The organism is Bradyrhizobium sp. SZCCHNR3119 (assembly GCF_032487775.1).
Taxonomy (GTDB): Bacteria; Pseudomonadota; Alphaproteobacteria; order Rhizobiales; family Xanthobacteraceae; genus Bradyrhizobium.
Genome location: NZ_JAUEUV010000001.1, coordinates 2,329,663 through 2,352,233 on the forward strand (window position 1 = coordinate 2,329,663; position 22,571 = coordinate 2,352,233).

Genomic DNA, 22,571 nt, shown 5'->3' on the forward strand with positions numbered 1-22,571 from the left:
ATCTCACGCGCGCACCACGCGCGCCGTAGTGAGCGGCTTGTAACCTTAGCCACCGATCACTACCCTGATCACCGGGGCACGTAGGGAGGCATGGTATGGGCTTACTCGACATCCTCAACGGCATGCAGAACGGACCGAACGGGCCGTCACATCCGAGCACGCAGAAGAATGGCGGCATGTCGCCGCTGACCATGGCGATCCTTGCGCTGCTGGCCTGGAAAGCGGTGAAGCATTTTTCACCGGGCACGCAGCCGAACGCTACGCCAGCCCCCGTCCCGCCGCAGCCGGCGCCGCAAGGCAGCCCCGCGGGCGGAGGTCTCGGCAACATTCTGGCCGGCGGCTCGGCGGCCTGCTCGCAGGCGGCGCGGCCGGGAGCATCCTGTCCGGCGGACTCGGCGATCTCCTGAAGCAGCTCCAGCAGAGCGGCCAAGGCCAAGCGGCCAATAGCTGGGTCGGCAGGGGACAGAATCAGCCGATATCGCCGAACGATCTCGCCAATGCGCTGGGGGCCGATCAACTCGACCAACTCAGCGCCCAGAGCGGCTTGCCGCGTGATGAACTGCTGAACGGGCTTAGCCAGTATCTGCCCCAGGTGGTCGATCATTTGACGCCGGATGGGCGGTTGCCAAGCGAGCAGGAGCTGTCGGGACGGATTTAACGGGCCGATCGAAGCGGCTCCAGAGAGGACGTTGGCCCATGCTGCACATCATCATCGTCGGATTCGTCGCCGGCATCATTGCGCGGCTTCTCTCGCCTGGCCCGAACAATCCATCCGGCTTCATCGTCACCACCGTGCTCGGCATTCTCGGCGCCTTCCTCGCCACCGCCGTCGGACAAGCGATCGGGCATTACGGTCCTGAGCAAGGCGCCGGCTTCATCACGGCCACGATCGGCGCCGTGGTCGTTCTGTTCATCTGGAACAGGCTGGTCGCAAGCGGCACGATCCGGGACTTCAATCGCTAGTTACCGCTGTCGTCACTACGAGCCAACGGGTCCGCGCGGACGCGCAGCCCGATGACGAGCTCCACGAAGCAATCCAGTCTCAAGAAGCAAGTCTGGATTGCTTCGGAGCTGACGCTCCTAGCGATCACGGAGGGAAGCAATCAGGCGATGAGATGCATGCCGGCATCCATGCGCACGACCTCGCCGGTCATGTGGGCCGATGCGGGGCTGGCCAGGAATGCGACCAGCTGGGCGATGTCCTCCGCCGTCGATGCCGCCTTGAGCGGGACACGCGCCACCACGGCGTCGCGCACCTGCTTCGCCCCGTCTTCGCCGCGGCCCTTGGTGAACCAGGGCGTATCGATATAACCGGGGCAAACCGTATTGACGCGAATGAACGGCGCGAGCGCACGGGCCAGCGACAAGGTCATGGTGTTGAGCGCGCCTTTGCTTGCCGCATAGGCGATCGACGAACCGGTACCGCTGATGCCGGCAACCGATGAGACGTTGACCACCGCGGATGCGCGCCCCGATCCTTTCGCAGCAGCTTCCAACAACGGCCGCGCGGCACGAACCATTTGATAGGGCCCGATGGTGTTGACCGCATAGATGCGTTGGAAATCTTCGGCCGACAGACCATCGAGCTGGTCATGCGCCACGTGCTTGGTCGTCCCGGCATTGTTGACCAGCGCGTCGAGCTTACCCCATGGCGCAGCCGCCGCGACGATCTTCTTGCAGTCATCGTCTCGCGAAACGTCGCCCTGGACCACCACCACCTCGACGCCTTCCTTACGGCAGAGATCGGCGGTTGCTTCCGCCTCGCTCTTGCTGTTGGAATAGTTCACGACAATCCGTGCGCCCGCCTTCGCCAGAAGCAGCGCGGTCGCCGCTCCCAATCCCGATGCCGAGCCCGTGACGACCGCGCACAGACCATCTTTCGCCATGACGAATTCTTCCTTTTGTTTGAGTGGTCCTTCTTAGCCAAGTTCGCGGGGGCTGCAAACTCCACCAATCTCCGCCGGATGGAATGCCACCATGCTGTGACCGAGGAGCGCCCTGCGGCCGCGATGCTTGCCACGGCGCGGCGTTTTCCTCATCATGCCCAGCAAATAAACGGCGGCGCAGCACGTGCCGCAAAAGCCGAGGAACGCTGTGGCGGAGAGCGACAACATCGTCGTCGGGACGGCCGAGAGGATTTTCGCCGATCTCGCCGATGCGCAGACCATCAATCACGACAAGGACGGCCGCTGGCAGGCGCCGCTCTGGCAGGCCCTGAGTGAGGCTGGCCTTCCGCTTGCGTGGGTGCCTGAGGATCTCGGCGGTGCCGGCGTCGACCTCGCCGATGGTTTTGGCGTGTTGGCCGCCGCCGGGCGCTTTGCGATTCCGCTGCCGCTCGCGGAAACCATGCTTGCCGGCTGGCTGCTTGCACAAGCCAAAATTGCCTCGCCGGAAGGCGAGATGACGGTGGCGCCGGCGCGCCCTCAGGACACCGTCGTGCTGGATTGCGATGGCCGCCTGACAGGCCGCTGCCGCGGCGTGCCATCTGCGAAAGCCGCCAAGCATGTTGCCGTGCTCGCGGCTGGTCAGGATGGCCCCTCGATCGCGCTGGTCGAGACGGCGAAGCTGCGGATTCAGGGCGGACTGAACCTCGCCTTCGACGGCAGCGACACTGTGGTCTTCGACAATGTCGAGCCTCTCACGCTCGTGCCTGCTCCGGACGGATTCGATCAGACATCGCTGATGCTGATGGGGAGCGTGGTGCGAAGCCTTCAGATCGCGGGCGCGTTGGAGCAGCTGCTCGAGATCAGCGTCAAGTACGCCGGCGAGCGGGTCGCATTCGAGAAGCCGATCGCGAAATTCCAGGCGGTGCAGCACAATCTGGCGAAGCTCGCCGGCGAGTCCGCGGCGGCGCTGGCGGCGGCAACCTCGGCGGCCGATGCACTGGCCCATGCCACGGGCTTTGACGATGCGGTTTTTCTCGAAGCGGCCGCGGCGAAAATCCGCTGTGGCGAAGCCGCGGAAAAGGGCGCAGCGATCGCGCATCAGGTCCACGGCGCCATCGGCTTCACCACCGAACACATCCTGCATCGCTTCTCGTTGCGCGCACTGGCCTGGCGCGACGATTTCGGATCGGAGAGCTATTGGGCGGTCGAGCTCGGCAAGCGCATCGCGGCGCGCGGCGCCGACGAACTGTGGCCGCTGGTCGCCTCGCGCTGACCGTTCGAAACGAAAGAGGACCGTTCAATGACCGCACTTCGTTTCGATCCGATCCGTCTGCCGAGCGAATGCGAGGAGCTGCGCAAAGAGGTGCGCGCGTTTCTCGCCGAGGAAATTGCCACTGGGACCTTCAATCCGTTCCAGCCGCTGCGTGAGGATGCCGATGCACGCGAGTTCTCGCGGCGGGTTGGCGCCCGCGGCTGGATCGGCATGACCTGGCCGAAAAAATATGGCGGCCACGAACGCTCTTTCCTGGAGCGTTACGTCGTGACCGAGGAGATGCGCGTCGCCAACGCTCCGGTGCGCCGCTTCTTCGTTGCCGATCGCCAGAGCGGCCCGATCCTGCTTCGCTACGCGCCCGAGCACGTCAAATTGGATATCCTGCCGCGCATCTGCCGCGGCGAATTGTGTTTTGCGATCGGCATGAGCGAGCCGAATTCAGGCTCCGACCTGTTCGCGGCCAAGACGCGCGCGACCAAGACCGACGGTGGATGGCTCATTAACGGCGCGAAGATCTGGACCACCTCGGCGCACATGGCCGACTATATGATCGCGATCTTCCGGACCTCAGCTCCGACCAAGGAGAACCGGCGTCACGGCCTGACCCAGTTTTTGGTCGACATGAAGACGCCGGGCATCCAGGTGAACCCGATCGGCCAGATCACGGGCCAGAAGGAGTTCAACGAGGTCGTCTTCACCGATGCCTTCGTGCCCGACGATTACCAGCTCGGCGAGATCGACGGCGCGTGGAAGCAGGCGACATCCGAGCTCGCTTATGAGCGATCCGGCCCCGAGCGGTTCCTGGAGACGTACTACGTGCTCACCGAGTTGGTGCGTGCTGTCGGCAGCGATCCCGATACGCGCAGCGCCGAGGGCATCGGCCGGCTGGTCGCGCAACTGCACACGATGCGGCGGATGTCGGTGTCGGTCGCCGGCATGCTGCAGGCCGGCAAGGAGCCGGTGGTCGAAGCCTCGATCGTCAAGGACATCGGCACGGTATGGGAGCAACAATTGCCGCACCGGGTGCGCGAGCTAGCAGCCTTCGTCGATGACGACGCCGGCAATCGCGAGACGCTGGAGAGCCAGCTCTCCTTTGCGATTCGTACCGCGCCCAAGCTGACGATCCAGGGAGGCACCACGGAAGTGCTGCGCGGCATCATCGCGCGCGGACTGGGCCTGCGGTGACGGCGGGCGAGGGTCGCGCTGCGATCTGGTAGTTGCAGGCGATAGGCGAGCGGCTGGCTCGGCCCGACCTCTCCCACAAGGGGAGAGGGGTGCATCGACCGTGTGGAATTGGTTCAGATTGATTGGAGACACGACATGACCACCTTCACTGACATCGGCGTCGAGATTCATGGCCATGTCGGCCTGATCGAAATCCGGCGACCGCCGCTCAACTTCTTCGACATTTCGCTGATCAACCAGATCGCGGATGCACTCGACGAATTCGATCGCAACATCGAGATCCGCGCCTCGGTGCTCGCCGCGCAAGGCAAGGCGTTCTGCGCCGGCGCCAACTTCAACGATCCGGCACGGCAGGCGCAGGAGGCCGGCGACAGCAAGGGCGACCCGGCCGACAGCTTGGGACAGATCAATCACCTCTATATGCAGGCGGTGCGGATCTTCCGCTGCAAGAAGCCGATCGTGGCTGCCGTGCATGGCGCGGCGATCGGCGGCGGCCTCGGTCTTGCGGTGTCCGCCGATTTCCGCGTCACTTGCCCCGAAGCGCGGTTCTCGGCCAACTTCACCAAGCTCGGTTTTCATCCCGGTTTCGGGCTGACGGTCACGCTGCCCGAGCTGATCGGCAAGAACAATGCGGAATTGATGTTCTACACCAGCCGCCGCGTCACCGGCGAGCAGGCATATCAATGGGGCCTTGCCAATGAATGCGTGCCGCAGGGCGAGGTGCGGCCGGCGGCGATGAAACTCGCAGCGGAGATCGCCGAATGCGCGCCGCTCGGCCTGCTCTCGACCCGCGCCACCTTGCGCGCCGGCCTCGCCGACCGGGTGATGGCAGCAACCACCCACGAGCTCGCCCAGCAGACGCGGCTGCGCGCCACCGAAGACTTCAAGGAAGGGGTCAAGGCGACCGAAGAACGGCGCGCCGCAAACTTCAAGGGACGGTGATCCTGCGGCCGCAGGCGAGACGCTCGCGCGCGCCGCTCACGCGGCGGCGTGTTTGCGACCCGGCACCGCTGCCAGCAGCTCGCGCGTATAGGGATGCTCCGGATTCGCGAACAGCGCGGCAGTCGGCTTCAATTCGACGATCGCGCCCTTCTGCATCACCGCGATACGGTCGCAGATCTGGGCAGCGACGCGCAAATCGTGCGTGATGAACAGCATCGAGAGTCCAAGCCGTACCTTCAGATCCTCGAGCAGCTTCAAGACTTGAGCCTGCACCGAGACGTCGAGCGCGGACACCGCTTCGTCGGCGACGATGATCTCCGGCTCGAGCGCGAGCGCGCGGGCAATGCCGATGCGCTGACGCTGACCGCCGGAGAATTCGTGCGGATAGCGCTCGATCGCGCCGGCGTCGAGCCCGACCATGCCGAGCAGCTCCTGTGCCCGCCGCAGCGCTGACACCAGCGGCGTACCGCGTGCGACCATGCCGTCGGCGATGATGCGGCCGACCGTGCGGCGCGGATTGAGCGAAGCGAACGGATCCTGAAAGATCATCTGGATGCGATGGCGCTGTTCGCGCAACGCGCCGCCTTCGAGCGCCGTGAGGTCGGTATCGCCGATCCGCACCGTGCCCCGATCCGCGTCAATGAGGCGCATCACCAGCCGTGCCACCGACGACTTGCCGGAACCGGACTCGCCGACGAGCCCGAGCGTCTCGCCCTTGTGGATCGTGAAGTTGACCTCATTGGCTGCGCGGGTCTGCCGTTTCGGGCTGAACCAGCCGGTCGGCGTCACATAGGTCTTGTCCAGCCCGATGACGTCGACCGCCTTGGGCGCAGCTTCCAGTGAGGCGCGCGGCGGCGGGTCGAACGAGGGCACGGCGGCGAGAAGCGCGCGGGTGTAGTCGGCCTGCGGATCGGCGAAAACGTCGCCTGCCGTGCCCTCCTCCACCACCTTGCCATGACGCAGCACCACGACCTGATCGGCGATGTCGGCGACGACGCCGAAATCATGGGTGATGAACATCACCGCCATGTTGTGGCTCCGCTGCAGGTTGCGGATCAGCTTCAGGATCTGCGCCTGCGTCGTGACATCGAGCGCGGTGGTCGGCTCGTCGGCGATCAGCACGGCGGGCTCGAGCGCAAGCGCCATCGCGATCATCGCGCGCTGACGCTGGCCGCCGGAGAGCTGATGCGGATAGGCGCGGATGATGCTTTCCGGATCGGGCAGGCCGGCCTCGCGGACCAGCGCCAGCGCTTTCGCGCGGCGCTCCTTCGGCTTCAGCAGACCATGCGCTTCGAACACCTCCGTGAGCTGGTCGCCGATCCGCATCAACGGGTTGAGCGCGGTCATCGGCTCCTGAAACACCATGGCGATGCGGCGGCCGCGCAGATCGCGCCAGCCGTCGTCATCCACCTGCAGAAGATCGCGGCCTTCGAACAGGATCTCGCCGCTATCGACCTGCACGGTGTCCGGCAAGAGGCCCATCAGCGCATGGGCGCACATCGATTTGCCCGAGCCGGATTCGCCGACCACGCAGACGATCTTGCCGGCTTCGAGGTTGAACGAGACGCCGTCGACAGCGTGTGCACGCTCGGCGCCCTTCGGCAGGGCGATGCGCAGATTTTTGATCGAAACAACGGGATCGGTCATCGGATCACTGTCTCGTCGCTGTAGGCCACATCTGCGAGCCGCGGACGCGGTTCACCTCTCCCCTGTGGGGGGAGGTCGCGGGCGACAGCCCGCAGGTGAGGGGGCGCGGCTCCATCGAGGGACCGTGATCCCTCACCCCCAACCCTCTCTCCAAGGGAGAGGGAGCCGACCATCATTGTTGCAGCAGCCGGGCTCACAGACGCCATCGCTCACCTCCCCTCGCGCGACAGGCGCGGGTTGAGCGCATCGTTCAAACCTTCGCCGATCAGATTGAGGCCGAGCACGGACAGCAGGATCGCAAGGCCCGGAAACACCGTGATCCACCAGGCCTGACGGATCACGGTGCGGCCTGCGCCGACCATGTAGCCCCAGGAGATCAGGTTGGGATCACCGAGGCCGAGAAAGGAGAGCGAGGATTCCAGCAGGATCGCGGTCGCAACCATCAGCGAGGCCAGCACGATCACCGGCGACAGCGCATTCGGCAGGATCTCGCGCCAGATGATCCAGCTGCTGCTTTGCCCGGTGACGACGGCGGCCTGGACGTATTCGCGGGTGCGCAGAGACAGCACCTCACCGCGGACGAGGCGAGCGACCGGCGGCCAGCTGACGATGCCGATCGAGATCACGATGGAATAGATCGAAGGCTGCAGGATCGCGACCAGCACGATGGCGAGCGCGAAACTCGGGACGGTCTGGAAAAATTCGGTGAAGCGCATCAGCGCGTCGTCAATCCGCCCGCCGAAATAGCCGGCGACAGCCCCGAGCGGAACGCCCACCACGAGCGCGACCAGCGTCGAGACCAGCCCGACAAGGAGCGAGACGCGCGCACCGAAGATGAGGCCGGCAAGCACGTCGCGCCCGAGCGCGTCGGTGCCAAGCGGCACGGCCGGCGCCGTGAACGGCGGCAGGAACGGCCGCTGCACCATGCGCCAAGGCGAGTTCGGGACATAGATAGGACCAACCACTGCGACAAAGATCGCTAGCGCCAGGATGACGAGGCCGATCACTCCGCTTGGGCTCCGCAGCATGGTTTTCCAGAACTGGGTCATGCTGCGAACTCGATGCGCGGATCGACCAGGCGGTAGACGAGGTCGGTGACGAGATTGAAGATCAGGACCATGGCCGAGCAGACCACGAACACGCCGAGTAGCAGATTGTAGTCACGCTGGATCAGGGCGTCGTACATCAGCCGGCCGATGCCGGGCCAGGCGAACACCGTCTCCGTCAGCACCGCGCCGCCGACCAATGTGCCGGCGTGCACGCCGGCCAGCGTCACGACCGGCAGAAGCGCGTTGCGCAGCACGTGACGGCGCTGGATCACGCTGTCGCGCAGCCCCTTGGCGCGCGCGGTCTTGACGAAATCGAGCCGCCTGACCTCGAGCATCGAGGCGCGGGTCATGCGGGTATAGGTCGCCATGAAGAACAGGCCGAGCGTCGCCGCTGGCATGACGAGATGAGCGCCGACGTCGAACGCGTGGCGGAGGCCGGTGTAGTTGGCGCCGACGGTTTCGTAGCCGAAGCTCGGCAGCCAATCGACCCAGACCGAGAACACAAGGATCGCAATCAACGCGATCCAGAACAGGGGCGTGGCATAGAAGATCAGCGCGAGCACGGTGATCGCGGTGTCCATGAAAGTGCCGGCAAAGCCCGCGGCGAGCACGCCGAACAGAATGCCGAAGGCGAGCGAGATCAGAAAGGCGGTGAGCGTCAACAGCAAAGTCGCCGGCAACCGCTCCAGAATCAGCTGCGCCACCGGTGCCTGCTGGCGGAACGAAAAGCCCAGGTCGAAGCTGGCGATGCCCTTGACATAGATCAGAAGTTGTTCAGGCAGCGGCCGGTCGAGCCCGAATTTCTGCCGCAGCTGGTCGACGAACACCTTGTCCGAGGCGCCGGCTTCGCCCGCCATGACGACGGCGGGATCGCCGGGCGCAAGGCGGATCAGGAAGAAGTTCAACACGACGATCGCGAGCAGGACGATAACGCCCTTCACGAATCTTTGGACGATGAAGGAGAGCATATGAAGCCCGTGATGATCAGCTCGAAATACGGATGGCGCGGCATCGCGCGAAGCTCGGACCTCGCACGCCGCATAGCCGCCTTACTTGTCGAGCCAGGCGTCGCGGAAACCATCGTTGACACCGATGCCGGTGGTGATGAGGTTCTTCACCTTGCACTTGGTGATGGTCGGGAACTGCAGCTCGAGCAGCCAGGCGACCGGCACGTCCTCGACCAGGATCTTCTGCACCTTGTCGTAGATCTCCTTGCGCTTGGAGTCCGGTGTCGCCACTGCACCGTCAGCGAACAGCTGGTCGACCTCGGGATTGGAATAGCCCTCGACGTTGTTGAACAGCTGACCCTTGGCAATCGCGCTGGTCAGATAGTTGCGGGAGACGCCGAGCGCGGGATCGCCATACTGGTAGAGATAGGTGAAGGCGATATCGTAGTCCCAGTCCATGATCTTCTGATTACCGCCGGGAACGTCGGTCGCGACGGTCTCGATGTTCATGCCGACGTCCTGCAGGTTCTGCTTAACGGCCTCGCCCCAGCGCTGCCAGGTTTCGCCATAAGCGAGCGGCAACATGCGGAGCTTCTCGCCCTTGTAGCCGGCCTCCTTCAGGAGCGCCTTGGCCTTGGCCGGGTCGTAATCATATTTCGGCACATCGCCCGTATAGAACTTGATGGTCGAGGCGGATGGGCCGGTCGCGACGTTGCCGAGCCCGTTCCAGATCACGTCCTTGGCGAAGTTGCGGTCGATCGCATACATGATCGCCTGCCTCACCTTCTTGTTGGCGAGGATCGGGTTGCGCTGGTTCAGCCACAGCCAGGAGAGCGGGCTGAAGAATTCCCAGCCGGCGCCGGTCATGCAGGCGCCCGGCAGCTTGGACACCCGCTGCACATCGAAATTCTCGATCGAGCCACCCGGCAACACATCGACCTTGCCGGTTTCGAACGCCACCGCGCGCGCCGCGGCATCCGGAATGATCTGCCAGTAGATCTCGTCGAGATAGGGCTTGCCCTTCTCATGGTAGTTCGGATTCTTGACGAAGTGAATGAACGAGCCCTTCCGCCATTCCTTGAACATGAAGGGGCCGGTCCCGACAGGGGCATTGTTGTATGGGTTGGTGTTCCAGTCGGTGCCTTCGTAGAGATGTTTCGGCACCATCGGCATCGAGCCGACCTCGAAAATGCCGAGGAACGGACCGAACGGCTGCTTCAGCGTAAAGACGACGGTGAGATCGTCGGGCGCCTCGACCTTCTCGACGACAGAGAGATTGTTGCGGGCGCGCGCGTGGGTCTTCTTCAGCATCTCGATCGAGAACAGCACGTCCGCCGAGGTGAAGGGTTTGCCGTCATGCCAGGTCACGCCCGGCTTGAGCTTGAACGTGTAGATCTTGGCGTCCGGGCTGATCGTCCAGCTTTCCGCAAGCTCCGGCAACGGCTCGAGCCTGGGGCTGTAGCGGAGCAGGCCTTCGAAGATGTTGCCAGAGACCATCTGGGTCGGTCCATTCTGGACCATCGCCAACATCAGGCCCGGCGGCTCGGGCTGGATCACGGCGTTGATCACTCCACCGAGCTTGGGCTCGTCGGCCCGGGCCTGAATTGGCAAGGTCGCCGCGGATAATCCGCAGCCCAGAACAACACCTAACAATACCCGCTTCAACATCATGCGACCTTCCAAACGTCCCAATCGGCCGCTATGCATTCCGCGCGCCAAGCGCACGAATGTAGCCGCCTCCCGATGTGCAATTGTTCGCAAGGCGCGCCGGCCGTTGGAGCGCCAGCTGGCTTTGCGTGTTGATCGAGCTTGGAATCGCGAAGCCGACGCGTTGGAAGCACGGCGCGGCCAGGGTCCGAATGCAGTCCAGAAGCACCCTGGCTCCGGTCAAGCTCGTGCAAGAAGGCTCACACGGCTCGAATGAGCGCGGCAAGATGAAAGTCGCGACAACGATCGCCCAAAAAATAAACAGCGCAAATAGGATTCGTGAACACCCTCAGCGGGCACTGCGGATGGAGCTGTTACCTCGACGAGATCACTGATCGGCGCTCCCGCGCGATCGTGCCCGCCACCATCTGCATCACCACGCCTGTCATCCAGCCGGCCATGATCAGCCACGTCCAGCCGATATGAGGGGTCTCGCGCAGGATGATAATGGCAACCGCGAAGAACGCGGTGAGTGTCGCGAGGAAGGTACCGACTGCACTGAGGAACTCCGGCGCGTCGATCTTTCTCGCCGCCGGCGTGCCTTCCTCGTGCGGATGGAATGGCCGGGGCGGCGTATCGATACCGAGATAGAACCCGAAGCCCCCGCACAGCATCATCAGAAGCAGGAAGCCTTGCGTCGTCAGCCATGGAACGCTGGAGCCGACATGGGCCCCCACGAACAAGCCGCAGGCCGCGCCGGCCAGGGCGAGGCCCGAGCGTTCCAGGATGTGGGCAATTTTCCGGACACGAATCCGCATGAGCTAGTCCCCCGCCCGATACGGACCGGCGCCGAGAGGCGCCGGTCCCACTTCGAAAATTCGCTGAGCCTAGGCAGCCTGGTTCAGGCCGGCATTGAGATGGCGCAAACGCGGCAGCACCTCGTGCTTCAAGAGCTCGAGCGAGTGCCGCCAGGCTTCCGGTTTATGCTTGTAGTCGAAGCCGAACACGAGCAGCGTTCCGAAGCCGCCGACCTCGCGCCAGATCTGTTCGATCTTCTCGGTGACGGTCGCCGGCGAGCCGATGATCCAGTTGCGCCGCGCGCAATAGTCCACAGTAACATCGGTATCGGGTACGTCAGGCGCGTGCTTCAAATAGTCCTTGAAGCCGAAATGGCCGAGCAACGGCAGGAAGTACTCGCTCATCATCCGGCCCATCATGTCGCCGGTCGAAAGCCGCCAAGCCTCCTCGTCGGTATCCGCCACGAACACCTCGCGCACCAGCCGCCAGTCGCTCCGCTGGGGTTTGCGGCCGGTCTTTGCCGCGCCCGCCTCGACCGAATCCCAATGCGACGAGACATAGGCCGGGTTGAGATTGAGGCTCATCGGAATGAAGCCGCGCTCGCCGGCGAGCTTCAAGGTGTCGGAGTTCTTCGACAGGCCGGCAACGCCGATCGGCGGGTGCGGCGCCTGTACCGGCTTGATGTGGGGTTTGAGGAAGTCGAACATCACCTCGGGCTTGGTCACCGTCCAGTATTTGCCCTTGTGCGTGAACGGTGCCGGCTCGGTCCAGAGCCTCAAGATGATTTCCAGTGCCTCGCGGGTCATCTCGCGGTTCTGCCCGCTCATGCCGTCGACATTGAACATCGCCCAGTCGCTCGGCAGGCCCGATGCAGCGACGCCGAAATTGAGTCGGCCGTCGGAAAGATGGTCGAGCATCGCAACCCGATTGGCGAGCTCGGCAGGGTGATGATAGGGCAGCAGGAAGCCACCGGGACCCAGCCGGATGTTCTTGGTCTCGCGAAAGGCCTGCGCCAAAATCAGATCGGGTGCGGGATGCGGTTCCCAGGGTGCCGTGTGATGCTCGCCGATCCAGGCTTCCTGATAGCCGAGCTCGTCGAGCCAGCGCAGCACCTGCAGGTCCCACTCCTGGCCCTCCTTCAATCCGCACTCCGGCGGATGCGAAGGCATTGTGAAATATCCGATTTCCATAGCGCTTTCCTCTCGCGTTTTGTTGCGGCGCATCTTCGCGGATGCGCTCATCGTCACGCGAGACGAAACACGACCAAGCGAGCCGGCATCGCCGCACGTGGTCTGCGAAGTCTAGCACGTCGCAGCACGCCGACAACCGTCGGCTGTGCCGCAGGCGAGCAAGCAGCAGCGGAGCTCGCGGCTATTTAAGGCCCGTGGTCGGCGACGGGAAGCCACTGGGAGATTTTGACGATTGGAGTCGCTGCACGAGATCCCGCGGCAAGGAAATCGTGGCTCCTCCCGGCGAAACGGGGCCTGCCGGCAGCTCACGATTCGGGGCAGCTGCTGCATCCACCGCAATGGCCCGAACTCTATTAGCCGGCGCAGCCGCGGCAGTTGCGTTGGCAGACACGACCCGGGTCGCGACATGCTCTCTGAGCAGCTCGCCACTATCAGGAAACCACATCGAGCTCGGCTCCGCCGTGTTGGCGCGTTCGGCAAAGGCGAGGCTCAATCCCAACTTCTGCAGCCGTTCCTTCTCGATCGCGACGGTCCGACTGCGCTCGGCCGCGGTGATTCCGCGATAGGACGGCTGGTGGAAGCCCAGCCGCGCATCCGACAGGATGACGCGGTCCTTGCCACCCAAGAAGACAATGGTGCAGGCTGACAAACATTGCTTCTCGACCAGGGTGGACAATCCGCGCGCCTTGATGAGGTCGGACATTATCTGCGCCTCGCGGATACGGCCACCGATGGAGTCGAGCCGCACCGTCTTGACATCCGGCATCGCGTTCAAGAAACCTTCCAGCTCCTTGGCCACGCCGAACTTGATGCCACCGGTGAATTCCAGCATCTCGCCGGAGCCGAGGACCCTGAACTGATGCGGGCCGAGCGAGTTGTCGCCACCCACGATTTCGGCGATACCTGCGATCTGCGGCAAGCCTTGCGTAAAGAACTGCCAAAGCGCGCTCGCAACGCCGAGCGTCACCATGATCTTCGCGATGCCGCCCCATGGGCCATTGCCGACGCTGCGATAGCGCGTTCCCGACCGCCAGATGCCGACGGTCTGCCAAAGCGTGAGCAACAAGATGCAGAGCCATATTGCGCAGATCAGGATGAGCGCCGGCAGCGGTTGTGCATCGAGCCGCTCCTGAACGACCAGCGCAGTGGCGACCGCGATCGCCAGGGTCGCAATCACCCCAAGCAGCATCCCGTTGACCCAGTACGACACGGGCAAGGACAGCTCACCGTGCCAGTGACGGGCGAGATAACTCCGCTGCACGTGCGCCAGCGCGGCCGGGAGCGGAGGTGGTAACGCGGCAAGATGCGGCTCATCGCCCGCGGCCGCCCTAACCGCAGCTCCGGCCCGCTCGGCATCGGCGGCCTCCGCCGCAGGCTGCGCCGACCCGGCACTCGCCGGCGTCCGATCAAGGCAATAGACCGCAGTGGCCGCAAAGCGGTCGTACCAGGTATCCGTTCGGACGTAGACTTGGCGCCACGCGGCAAGGCCGACAATCAGCAGCGGACAATACGATGCGAGCGTCAGGCCGAGGAGCAAAGATGCAGGCAGCGCGACGATGTCCAGGAATGATAGCGCGATCGGCCAGATCAGCGCTGGACTCGCGATCAGGAGCAGCAGGCCGTAACGCCGCCTGACCGCGGCATTCCTCGCCGCGCTGCCATCGGAGCTCGCGAGACGGATACGACAGATCCTTCGGCCGGGCGTGCCGCCGCGAATGTCGAACATGGCGCGCAAGGCCAGCAACAGCGGCAGCAGGAAAATCCCGAGCGACAGTCCCTTGATCGGAGTGCCGTCCGCATCGAGCATGCTGTCGATGTGGATGTCCTTGGTGAACGGACCCGTCTGCGTGACCTGCGCGAGCCGCAGCATGCGAGCGGACGGCAGACCGAACACGCTATGTGTGCAGTCGACGATCGTGTTGGGCTTGAGATCGGCAGGCACGACGACCCCCGACGGGATGACCTCAAGCTTTCTGCAGCTGATGGCATAAACGCCGTCAGCGAATTGAACGCGGCCATTGGTCAGCGGAAACAGGACCAGGGCGCAGACCTGCAGAACGATTGCAATGGCCATGATGTCGATCAGCAGCGCACCCAGCCGGCGCCAGATGCCGGCGCGCTTAAACTTGCTGCTGAGACCCTGCCCCGTCACGAAACCGCTCGGCGAACATCGCTGGCAATGCCCACCGCACGCGGTAGACCATACGCATGCTGCCTGGAATTGATTGCGGTGGCAAGCGTTCACAGCCTGATCGTGCGCGGACGGTTAAAGCTTCACCCCCGCATGTGTCACGCCACGGCGGCTCTGGAAGCATGCGTTCAGCGCGCCCCAAAGGTCGTCCTGCCGAACAGCTCCTTGTGCGTGGACGGCTGGGAGCGCCAATATTGCGGCGGCGCGGAGACCTGACCGCCGAGTTCGGCGGCGGCATGCCAGCCCCAGCGCGGGTCGTAGAGCATGCCACGCGCGAGCGCGACCATGTGGGCCTTGCCGGAAGCAACAATCTCCTCGGCCTGTTGCGGTTGCGTGATCAGGCCGACTGCAATGGTCGGAAGCTCCGTCGCCTGCTTCACCGCCTGCGCGAACGGCACCTGATAGCTTGGACCGAGCGCAATCTTCTGCAGCGGCGATACGCCCCCTGAGGAGACATCGATCCAATCGACACCGCGGCGCTTCAGCTCCTGCGCAAACACGATGGTCTGCGCCAGGTCCCACCCGCCCTCGACCCAGTCGGTCGCGGAGACGCGCATGCCGACCGGCTTGTGCGCCGGAAAGACCGCACGCACCGCCTCGAACACCTCGAGCGGAAAGCGCATGCGGTTGTCGAGGCTGCCGCCATATTGATCGGTGCGTTGGTTCGACAACGGCGACAAGAACTGATGCAGGAGATAGCCGTGCGCACCATGCAGCTCGAGTGCATCGATGCCGAGCCGGTCGGCACGTCGTCCCGCATCGACGAAGGCAGCGCTGACGCGTGCGAGGCCTGCCGAATCGAGCGCCAGCGGCGCGGCTTCGCCTTCCTTGTGCGGAATCGCCGACGGTGCGACCGTCTGCCAGCCACCTTGCGAGAACGGGATCTGCTGGCCGCCTTCCCACGGCCGATAACTCGATCCTTTGCGGCCGGCATGGGCAAGCTGCATCGCCACTGCGGTCTTGGAATGTTTGCGGACCGAAGCGAGGATCGGCTTCAGTGCGGACTCGGTGTCGTCATCCCACAGGCCGAGGCAGCCGGGCGTGATCCGCCCGATCGGCTCGACATGCGTCGCCTCGATGCAGAACATCGAGGCCCCCGAGAGCGCCAGCATGTTGATGTGAGTGAAATGCCAATCGTTGGCCGCACCATCGTCGGCGGAATATTGGCACATCGGCGAGACCATGATGCGGTTGGCAAGTTCGAGGCCGCGCAGCTTGATCGGGGAAAACAGAGCGCTCATGCGGGAGGGTTCCGGGCTTGGGAAGGATCATCGTAAGCTAATAGCCGCGATCGCGAACACCAGCCCTCCCCTTGCCGAGGCGCACGCGGTGCCTCGATGCCACGGCTCGAACCCGGTGGCGGGCGATCATTCCACCAGCGTGAACTGCAATAGCAGCGTGCGCTGAATCATCGAAAAATTATCGTCGGATATCAGGGTCAGCACCGTGTCGCCCTCGGGCGTGACGTGAGCGTCGATGCCTTCCATGTTGTCGATCTCCTGGCCCAGATCGGCGGCGAAGATCGTGGGGCCGTCCATCAGCACACCGGGCGCGATGTCCGCGAGCCGAAGTCGGCGGATCCGGATGCCGACGCCGGAGACCAGCGAGAACTTGCGCTCCAGCACCAACAGATCGCCTGAATGCAACAACACGGCGTCGCTGATGTCGAAATCCTCGGTGCGCCGGACACTGAATTGCCCAGGGGTCGGGCCACCGATCAGGAACGAGATCAGATTGCCGTCCGCATCCAAGCCGCGCTCCGAGAGGGCGATCAAGGTCCCGGCGAGCGGCTGGCCTTTCGGCACGAACACGAGCGCCTCGAGTCCCTTGTTGTTTGGGAGTCGTTTCGCGGCAGGCGGCAGCGGCACGATCTCGCCGCGCGCACCGGTGAAACCCTTGGAGAAGTCGTAGCGCAGCACCTGGTTGACGCGCTCGAGCCCGACGTAAACCTGATCGCCGTCCATCGCAATAGACTCGGAATCGTACCAGCCGCGATCGAGGATCGGCCGCCCGTCGGGTCCGAGCAGCGGTGCAGCTTCGACGTCGGCCAGTCCCGCCATATCTCGGCCCGAATACATGATGCGACCGGTGAACCAATTTCCCTGGTCGCTGAGCGCGATGAAGCGCTCGCCCTTCGGATCGAGCCGAAGGCCGGACAGGCCGCCGAAGCCGGGAAACGATGAGGTCAACACCAGACCGCTGCGATATTCGAGTGAGCCGAAGCGCAGGCGGGAACGATCCCTCAAGTCGAAGGACGGCAGCGGCCGCGCCCTGACCTCGATTGCAACCGGGCTGCTGACGGAATGCTCGCCGCGGACAGCGCGATTGGCCGCGGGCCTCGCACCGAGCTGGGCGCGGGCCCATTCGGGAGCTGCGACAGCGGCAGCGCCCATGACGGCGAGCGTCAGGAAGCGACGCCGACCGAACACCGCATCTGGCGACATGGTTGACAGGACCCCTCTCGCCCCTCCTCCGTCAAAGGAAGAGGAAGCGCCAGCGCATGGCGCCGTCTCACACGGTTACGAATGCAGCCGCCGCTTTTGATGGGTGGCAGGCTGCGGCGCAGCGTGGGTCTCGGTGAACAGCTCCGCGAGCTTTTCGGTGATCGCTCCGCCGAGTTCCTCGGCATCGACGATCGTGACCGCGCGGCGGTAATACCGCGTCACGTCGTGGCCGATACCGATCGCGATCAGTTCGACCGGAGAGCGGGTCTCGATCTCCTCGATGATGTGACGCAGGTGCCGTTCCAGGTAATTGCCGGGATTGACCGAGAGCGTGGAATCGTCGACCGGCGCACCGTCTGAGATCATCATCAGGATCTTGCGCTGCTCGGTACGAGCGAGCAGGCGCTTATGCGCCCAGTCGAGCGCTTCACCGTCGATATTCTCCTTCAACAGGCCCTCGCGCATCATCAGGCCGAGATTCTTGCGGGCCCGCCGCCATGGCGCGTCCGCCGCCTTGTAGATGATGTGACGAAGATCGTTCAGCCGGCCCGGGTTGGCCGGCTTGCCCGCGGCAAGCCAGACCTCGCGCGATTGCCCACCCTTCCAGGCGCGCGTCGTGAAGCCGAGAATCTCCACCTTCACGCCGCAGCGCTCCAGCGTGCGCGCCAGGATGTCGGCGCAGGTCGCCGCCACCGTGATGGGACGGCCTCGCATCGAGCCGGAATTGTCGAGCAGCAGCGTCACCACGGTGTCGCGGAATGTCGCCTCCTTCTCGCGCATGAAGGACAGCGGCTGATAGGGATCGATGACGACGCGCGACAGCCGGGCCGGATCGAGGATGCCCTCTTCAAGATCGAACTCCCAGGCGCGGTTCTGCTGCGCCATGAGCCTGCGCTGCAGCCGGTTCGCGAGCCGGGCGACGATGCCCTGCAGGTGGGCGAGCTGCTTGTCGAGGTAGGAGCGCAGCCGTTCCAATTCGTCATGGTCGCAGAGATCCTCGGCGGCGACGACCTCGTCGAACTTCGGCGCGAAGGCGTGATATTCCGGACCGCGCGGCTCGTTGGCGCCACCGCGGTTCGGCCGCGTCGCCTCGCCCGGCGTCTCGTCGTCGCCGAGTTCGCCGTCATCGAGCGTGTCGCTGGCCGAGGCTTGTGCGGCCTCCATCGCGCTTTCCGACATCTCATCCGATGTGGTCTGCGCCTGATCGGCACTCATCTCCTGCGCAGCGTCGGAATCGGGCGAGCCCTCCGCACCGGATTGCTCGTTGTCGCCGTCGCGGTTGTCGTCCTGATCCTCGTCTTCGTCGGAATCGGCATTGCGCTCGTCGCCGAGATCGAGCGCCGACAGGAGATCGTGGACCATGTCGCCAAATTTCGCCTGATCCTCGGTGACACGGCTCAATTCATCGAGACGGGAGCCGATCTTGTCCTCGAGAATCGGGCGCCACAGATCGACCAGCTTGCGTGCGGCCGCCGGCGGCGCCAGGCCGGTCAGCCGCTCGCGCACGAGCATGGCGAGCGCATCCGACAGCGGCGCATCGGCGCGATCGGTGATCTCGTCATATTTGCCGCGGTGGAAATGGTCGTCGAGCATTGCGGTGAGGTTCTTCGCCACGCCCGCCATGCGGCGGGCGCCGATCGCCTCGACGCGCGCCTGCTCGACCGCCTCGAAGACGCCGCGCGCCTGCGGATTAGCCGGGATCAGCTTGCGGTGGACCTTCGGATCGTGACAGGCGAGCTTCAGTGCGATGGAATCCGCATGTCCACGCACGATCGCAGCATCGCGCTTGGTCATCTTGCGCGCGGGCTCCGGCAACCGCGCCTTGCCCGGCGCGAGGCCCGGACGTTCGGCAGCAAAGGAGACTTCGAGCTCCGGGGTTTTCGCGATCGCCCGCAGGCAGCCCGTCACGGAGCGCTTGAATGGCTCGGTCGGCGCTTCCTTGCCCTGATTGCGGAATTTGCTGTTGGATGTGCTCATCGCTGCTCAGCTCGTCGTCCCCACGAAAGCGGGGACCCATAACCACCAGCGGCTATTACCGTCAGAGAAAGCAGCCGCGTGGTTCGATTGAAAGAGTCCGCGGTATGGGTCCCGGGTCGCGCTTCGCTTGCCCGGGACGACACCTGTTTAGCTCAGCACTTGTTCAGCTCAGCGCCACGTTGACCGCGGACTCCGGCAGCTCTGCATTGAAGCAGCGCTGATAGAACTCCGCCACCAGTGGCCGCTCGAGCTCGTCGCATTTGTTGAGGAAGGTGACACGGAAGGCGAAGCCGATATCGCCGAAGATCTCGGAATTCTCCGCCCAAGTGATCACCGTGCGCGGGCTCATCACCGTGGACAGATCGCCATTGGCGAAGGCGTTGCGGGTCAGGTCGGCAAGCCGGACCATCTTGTTGACGATGTCACGACCCTGCTGGTTCCGGTAGTGCCGTGCCTTGGCCAGCACGATCTCCACCTCCTCGTCATGGGCGAGGTAGTTGAGCGTGGTAACGATCGACCAGCGGTCCATCTGGCCCTGGTTGATCTGCTGCGTGCCGTGATAGAGACCGGAGGTGTCGCCAAGGCCGATCGTGTTCGCGGTCGCGAATAGCCGGAACGCCGGGTGCGGCTTGATCACCTTGTTCTGGTCGAGCAGGGTCAGCCGACCCGAGACCTCGAGCACGCGCTGGATCACGAACATCACGTCCGGACGGCCGGCGTCATACTCGTCGAACACCAGAGCCACATTGTGCTGCAGTGCCCAGGGCAGGATGCCGTCGCGGAATTCGGTGACCTGCTTGCCGTCCTTGATGACGATCGCGTCCTTGCCGACCAGGTCGATACGGCTGATATGGCTGTCCAGATTGACGCGCACGCACGGCCAGTTCAGCCGCGCCGCCACCTGCTCGATATGGGTCGATTTACCGGTGCCATGATAGCCCGTCACCATGACGCGGCGGTTCTTGGCGAAGCCGGCCAGGATGGCAAGCGTGGTGGCGCGATCAAACCGATAATCGGCATCAACTTCTGGGACATGCGGATCGGTTTGGGAAAAGGCCGGCACCTCAAGGTCGCTGTCGATCCCGAACACTTGGCGGACCGACACCTTCATGTCGGGCAATCCGGTGATCTCCTGCGCATTGGTCGTAGCGGCGGTCGTCATTCGTCCTCCGAGGTCCCGGGCGTTTTCCGAAACCAGATGTGTCTGTGGCTGCGGTTGGTGGGCTTCGCAACAGCCTAGCAGAGAGCGATGGCGGGCAGAAGCCTAAGGGTTAATCAAAGTTCCGTTGGGATATCATCAAGATAGGCATGAGACGCGATTTTTGAAAGGCTGCCCTGCGTGCCGTCGCCATCTTTTTGCCCTGCGTCCGGCGCTGCGGCGCGGCATGGCACTTTTGCCGTTGGTTCCTAGTTATGAGACATCATCGTCTGCCTGCTCGGGATTTGTGTGGCCCACCTGCTTGACCCTCTCATCGGCTTCGTCTCGGATCATTCCGGATTGGCCTATCTCACCATCTTCCTGGCTGCCCTTTTGGAAGCGGTACCGATCGCGGGCTCCGTCGTCCCCGGTACGACCATCATCCTCGCCTTGAGCGCGCTGATTGCGGGCGGGGAGTTAAAGCTGGAATGGGTGCTGACAGCGGCAATCCTCGGCGCTTTGCTGGGTGATGGCTCGGCGTTCTGGGTCGGCCACCGCAGCCAGCGCGAGATCCTCACGGCTTGGCCGCTCTCGAACTATCCCCGCCTGGTGGCGCAGAGCGAGGCCTTTTTCCATCGGTTCGGCACGTTGGCGATCTTCTTCGCCCGGTTCGTCGCCCCAATCCGCGCCGTCGTGCCGATCACGGCCGGCGCACTCGACGTGCGGCCGCTGCGCTTCTATGCCGTGAACGTCCCGGCCATCGTGCTCTGGGCCTGCGCGCATGTGCTGCCGGGCGTGTTCGCCGTCCAGCTTTTGCATCGCTATGGCGGCATCCCGCATCACAGCCATATCGCCAAGCACACCTGGATCCTGGCGGTGGTCGCCGGCAGCATTCTGGTCTGGCTGGTGCTTCGCCTGTTGCGCAAGCGCCGCGAAGGCCAGGTGATGGCTCAAGCGAGCGAGTAGCGTGGTAACCCGTCACAGCGACTCCAGAATGGCGCCGCGCCCGGGAAACGGCCCGACGTAGCGGGCGCGCGGCCGGATCAGGCGGCCGTGCTGAAGCTGTTCGCAGGCATGCGCAATCCAGCCCACGGCGCGGGCCATCGCGAACAACGCAAGCTCGCTGCCCGCAGGCAGCCGCAGACTGTGCACCAGCACGGCCAAGGCATAATCGATATTGACGAATTCCCCGGTCGCCTCCGCGATCCGCTCCGGCACCTCGCGCGTGAATTTGCGCGGTGCGCCGGCGCGATTGAGCGCGTCCAAAAGGGCGACCGCGCGGGGATCGCCGCGTTTGTAGATGCCGTGCCCAAATCCGGCGAAGCGCTCGCCGAGCGCGACCCGCTCCCGGATCAGAGGTGCGACATCCCGATCGATCAATGTCTTGACGAGCTGCGAGGCCAGAACGCCGGCGCCGCCATGCTTGGGGCCTTTCAGCGCAGCCAAGCCGGCAATCACGGCATCATACAGGCTCAATCCCGTGGATGCCGCGCAACGCACAGTGAAGGTCGAAGCGTTGAGCTCATGGTCGGCGAGCAGCACCAATCCGCGACGGATCAGGTCGGGCGCGTGTTTGTGCTCCGGCGCCCATACCTTTGCGATTTGCTGATGGAGAAGCTCCGTGGATGGCGTCGCGTCAAGCATGGTGGCGACCAGAAGCCGGACGATGCGCGCGCCGACCAAGGCCCGGCCTTCGGCTGCACGATTGAAGGCTCCGGGATCGGCGCTGGTCGCCAAGGCCAGGACTGCGATCGCTCGGTCCAGCGGTGCGGCGCGGTGTGCTGCGGCAGCGATGGCGCTCATGTCCTCAGAAACCACCGGGCGGTTATCCGCGGTGAACGGATCGATCGCGGTCACGTCCCACAACAACGTCGCTGCGTGCTCCAACGTGTCCTTTTCGGCCAGCTCGACGCAGTTGACCCCACGATAGATCGGGCCGGCCGCGGTGATGGTGGACACTGCCGAGTCCAACACGGGCAGCTCGGCATCGAAGCTGCGGAAGCCCTTGGGCTCCGGGGCTGGTGCCCGGCGCTCCTTCAGCGAGCGAACATCGTCGGCCCGGTAGCGATGGCTCCGCGAATCCGGCGACGGCTCGGAGCGAATGAGGCCCCGGCTGACATAGGCGTAGAGGGTCGCCGGCGAGATCGCCAATTCCGCGGCAGCCTCGCGCGCGGAGAGATACAGACCGGGTGAATTTTTCATATTGATTATCTTAATCAAGATTGATCAATCCGTCGAGTCGACCGACTTTCTTCCT

At 64.3% G+C, this 22,571-nt stretch carries 18 protein-coding genes and 1 pseudogene; 6 read left to right on the plus strand and 13 right to left on the minus strand.

The window, feature by feature from the left end:
• Window positions 1-95: 95 nt before the first annotated feature.
• Window positions 96-658: pseudogene (locus tag QX034_RS10955) on the plus strand (YidB family protein).
• 38 nt (window positions 659-696) lie between these two features.
• Window positions 697-963: a GlsB/YeaQ/YmgE family stress response membrane protein gene (locus QX034_RS10960; RefSeq protein ID WP_315764569.1), complete on the plus strand. Its 267-nt coding sequence runs from the start codon at window positions 697-699 to the stop codon at window positions 961-963.
• A gap of 140 nt (window positions 964-1,103) precedes the next feature.
• Here QX034_RS10960 and QX034_RS10965 read toward each other — a convergent pair whose 3' ends face one another.
• Window positions 1,104-1,886 (minus strand): SDR family oxidoreductase, encoded by a 783-nt coding sequence (locus tag QX034_RS10965; protein WP_315702559.1) that lies wholly within the window; start codon window positions 1,884-1,886, stop codon window positions 1,104-1,106.
• 208 nt (window positions 1,887-2,094) lie between these two features.
• Between QX034_RS10965 and QX034_RS10970 the strand changes: the two genes are divergently transcribed.
• The 3 genes from QX034_RS10970 to QX034_RS10980 all read left to right on the plus strand — a co-directional run bounded on the left by QX034_RS10970 (window position 2,095) and on the right by QX034_RS10980 (window position 5,286).
• Complete coding sequence (locus QX034_RS10970; RefSeq protein WP_316195379.1) at window positions 2,095-3,159, plus strand: acyl-CoA dehydrogenase family protein; 1,065 nt, start codon at window positions 2,095-2,097, stop codon at window positions 3,157-3,159.
• Between the two features lie 27 nt (window positions 3,160-3,186).
• Window positions 3,187-4,344 (plus strand): acyl-CoA dehydrogenase family protein, encoded by a 1,158-nt coding sequence (locus QX034_RS10975; RefSeq protein WP_315702557.1) that lies wholly within the window; start codon window positions 3,187-3,189, stop codon window positions 4,342-4,344.
• A 135-nt stretch (window positions 4,345-4,479) separates the two neighbouring features.
• Window positions 4,480-5,286 (plus strand): enoyl-CoA hydratase/isomerase family protein, encoded by an 807-nt coding sequence (locus QX034_RS10980; protein ID WP_315702556.1) that lies wholly within the window; start codon window positions 4,480-4,482, stop codon window positions 5,284-5,286.
• Between the two features lie 36 nt (window positions 5,287-5,322).
• Here the strand turns inward: QX034_RS10980 and QX034_RS10985 are convergent, their stop codons facing one another.
• The 11 genes from QX034_RS10985 to cobS all read right to left on the minus strand — a co-directional run bounded on the left by QX034_RS10985 (window position 5,323) and on the right by cobS (window position 20,338).
• The gene (locus tag QX034_RS10985; RefSeq protein WP_316195380.1) at window positions 5,323-6,933 is read right to left on the minus strand and encodes an ABC transporter ATP-binding protein; all 1,611 of its coding nucleotides are present in this window, start codon (window positions 6,931-6,933) and stop codon (window positions 5,323-5,325) included.
• 209 nt (window positions 6,934-7,142) lie between these two features.
• Window positions 7,143-7,982: an ABC transporter permease gene (locus QX034_RS10990; protein WP_315702554.1), complete on the minus strand. Its 840-nt coding sequence runs from the start codon at window positions 7,980-7,982 to the stop codon at window positions 7,143-7,145.
• Window positions 7,979-8,950, minus strand: coding sequence for an ABC transporter permease (locus tag QX034_RS10995; RefSeq protein WP_315702553.1), 972 nt, complete (start codon window positions 8,948-8,950; stop codon window positions 7,979-7,981). The genes QX034_RS10990 and QX034_RS10995 overlap by 4 nt, the downstream gene beginning before the upstream one ends.
• 81 nt (window positions 8,951-9,031) lie before the next feature.
• Complete coding sequence (locus tag QX034_RS11000; RefSeq protein WP_315763822.1) at window positions 9,032-10,597, minus strand: ABC transporter substrate-binding protein; 1,566 nt, start codon at window positions 10,595-10,597, stop codon at window positions 9,032-9,034.
• 353 nt (window positions 10,598-10,950) lie between these two features.
• A complete protein-coding gene (locus QX034_RS11005) occupies window positions 10,951-11,394 on the minus strand; it encodes a hypothetical protein (RefSeq protein ID WP_315702552.1) in 444 nt (147 codons plus the stop codon).
• A gap of 69 nt (window positions 11,395-11,463) precedes the next feature.
• On the minus strand, window positions 11,464-12,564 hold the full coding sequence (locus QX034_RS11010) for an LLM class flavin-dependent oxidoreductase (RefSeq protein WP_315702551.1): 1,101 nt from the start codon (window positions 12,562-12,564) through the stop codon (window positions 11,464-11,466).
• 181 nt (window positions 12,565-12,745) lie between these two features.
• On the minus strand, window positions 12,746-14,716 hold the full coding sequence (locus QX034_RS11015) for an RDD family protein (protein WP_316195381.1): 1,971 nt from the start codon (window positions 14,714-14,716) through the stop codon (window positions 12,746-12,748).
• A 167-nt stretch (window positions 14,717-14,883) separates the two neighbouring features.
• A complete protein-coding gene (locus tag QX034_RS11020) occupies window positions 14,884-15,996 on the minus strand; it encodes an NADH:flavin oxidoreductase/NADH oxidase (protein ID WP_316190633.1) in 1,113 nt (370 codons plus the stop codon).
• Between the two features lie 126 nt (window positions 15,997-16,122).
• Window positions 16,123-17,199, minus strand: coding sequence for an esterase-like activity of phytase family protein (locus QX034_RS11025; RefSeq protein ID WP_316190632.1), 1,077 nt, complete (start codon window positions 17,197-17,199; stop codon window positions 16,123-16,125).
• A gap of 75 nt (window positions 17,200-17,274) precedes the next feature.
• Window positions 17,275-19,176, minus strand: coding sequence for a cobaltochelatase subunit CobT (cobT, locus tag QX034_RS11030; protein WP_410050915.1), 1,902 nt, complete (start codon window positions 19,174-19,176; stop codon window positions 17,275-17,277).
• A gap of 163 nt (window positions 19,177-19,339) precedes the next feature.
• Window positions 19,340-20,338, minus strand: coding sequence for a cobaltochelatase subunit CobS (gene cobS, locus QX034_RS11035; protein WP_315702547.1), 999 nt, complete (start codon window positions 20,336-20,338; stop codon window positions 19,340-19,342).
• Between the two features lie 285 nt (window positions 20,339-20,623).
• On the opposite strand from cobS, the gene QX034_RS11040 reads away from it, so the two are divergent.
• Window positions 20,624-21,280, plus strand: a complete 657-nt coding sequence (locus tag QX034_RS11040; protein WP_315702546.1) for a DedA family protein — start codon at window positions 20,624-20,626, stop codon at window positions 21,278-21,280.
• Between the two features lie 12 nt (window positions 21,281-21,292).
• Here the strand turns inward: QX034_RS11040 and QX034_RS11045 are convergent, their stop codons facing one another.
• Window positions 21,293-22,516, minus strand: a complete 1,224-nt coding sequence (locus QX034_RS11045) for a citrate synthase family protein (protein ID WP_315702545.1) — start codon at window positions 22,514-22,516, stop codon at window positions 21,293-21,295.
• Between the last annotated feature and the right edge of the window lie 55 nt (window positions 22,517-22,571).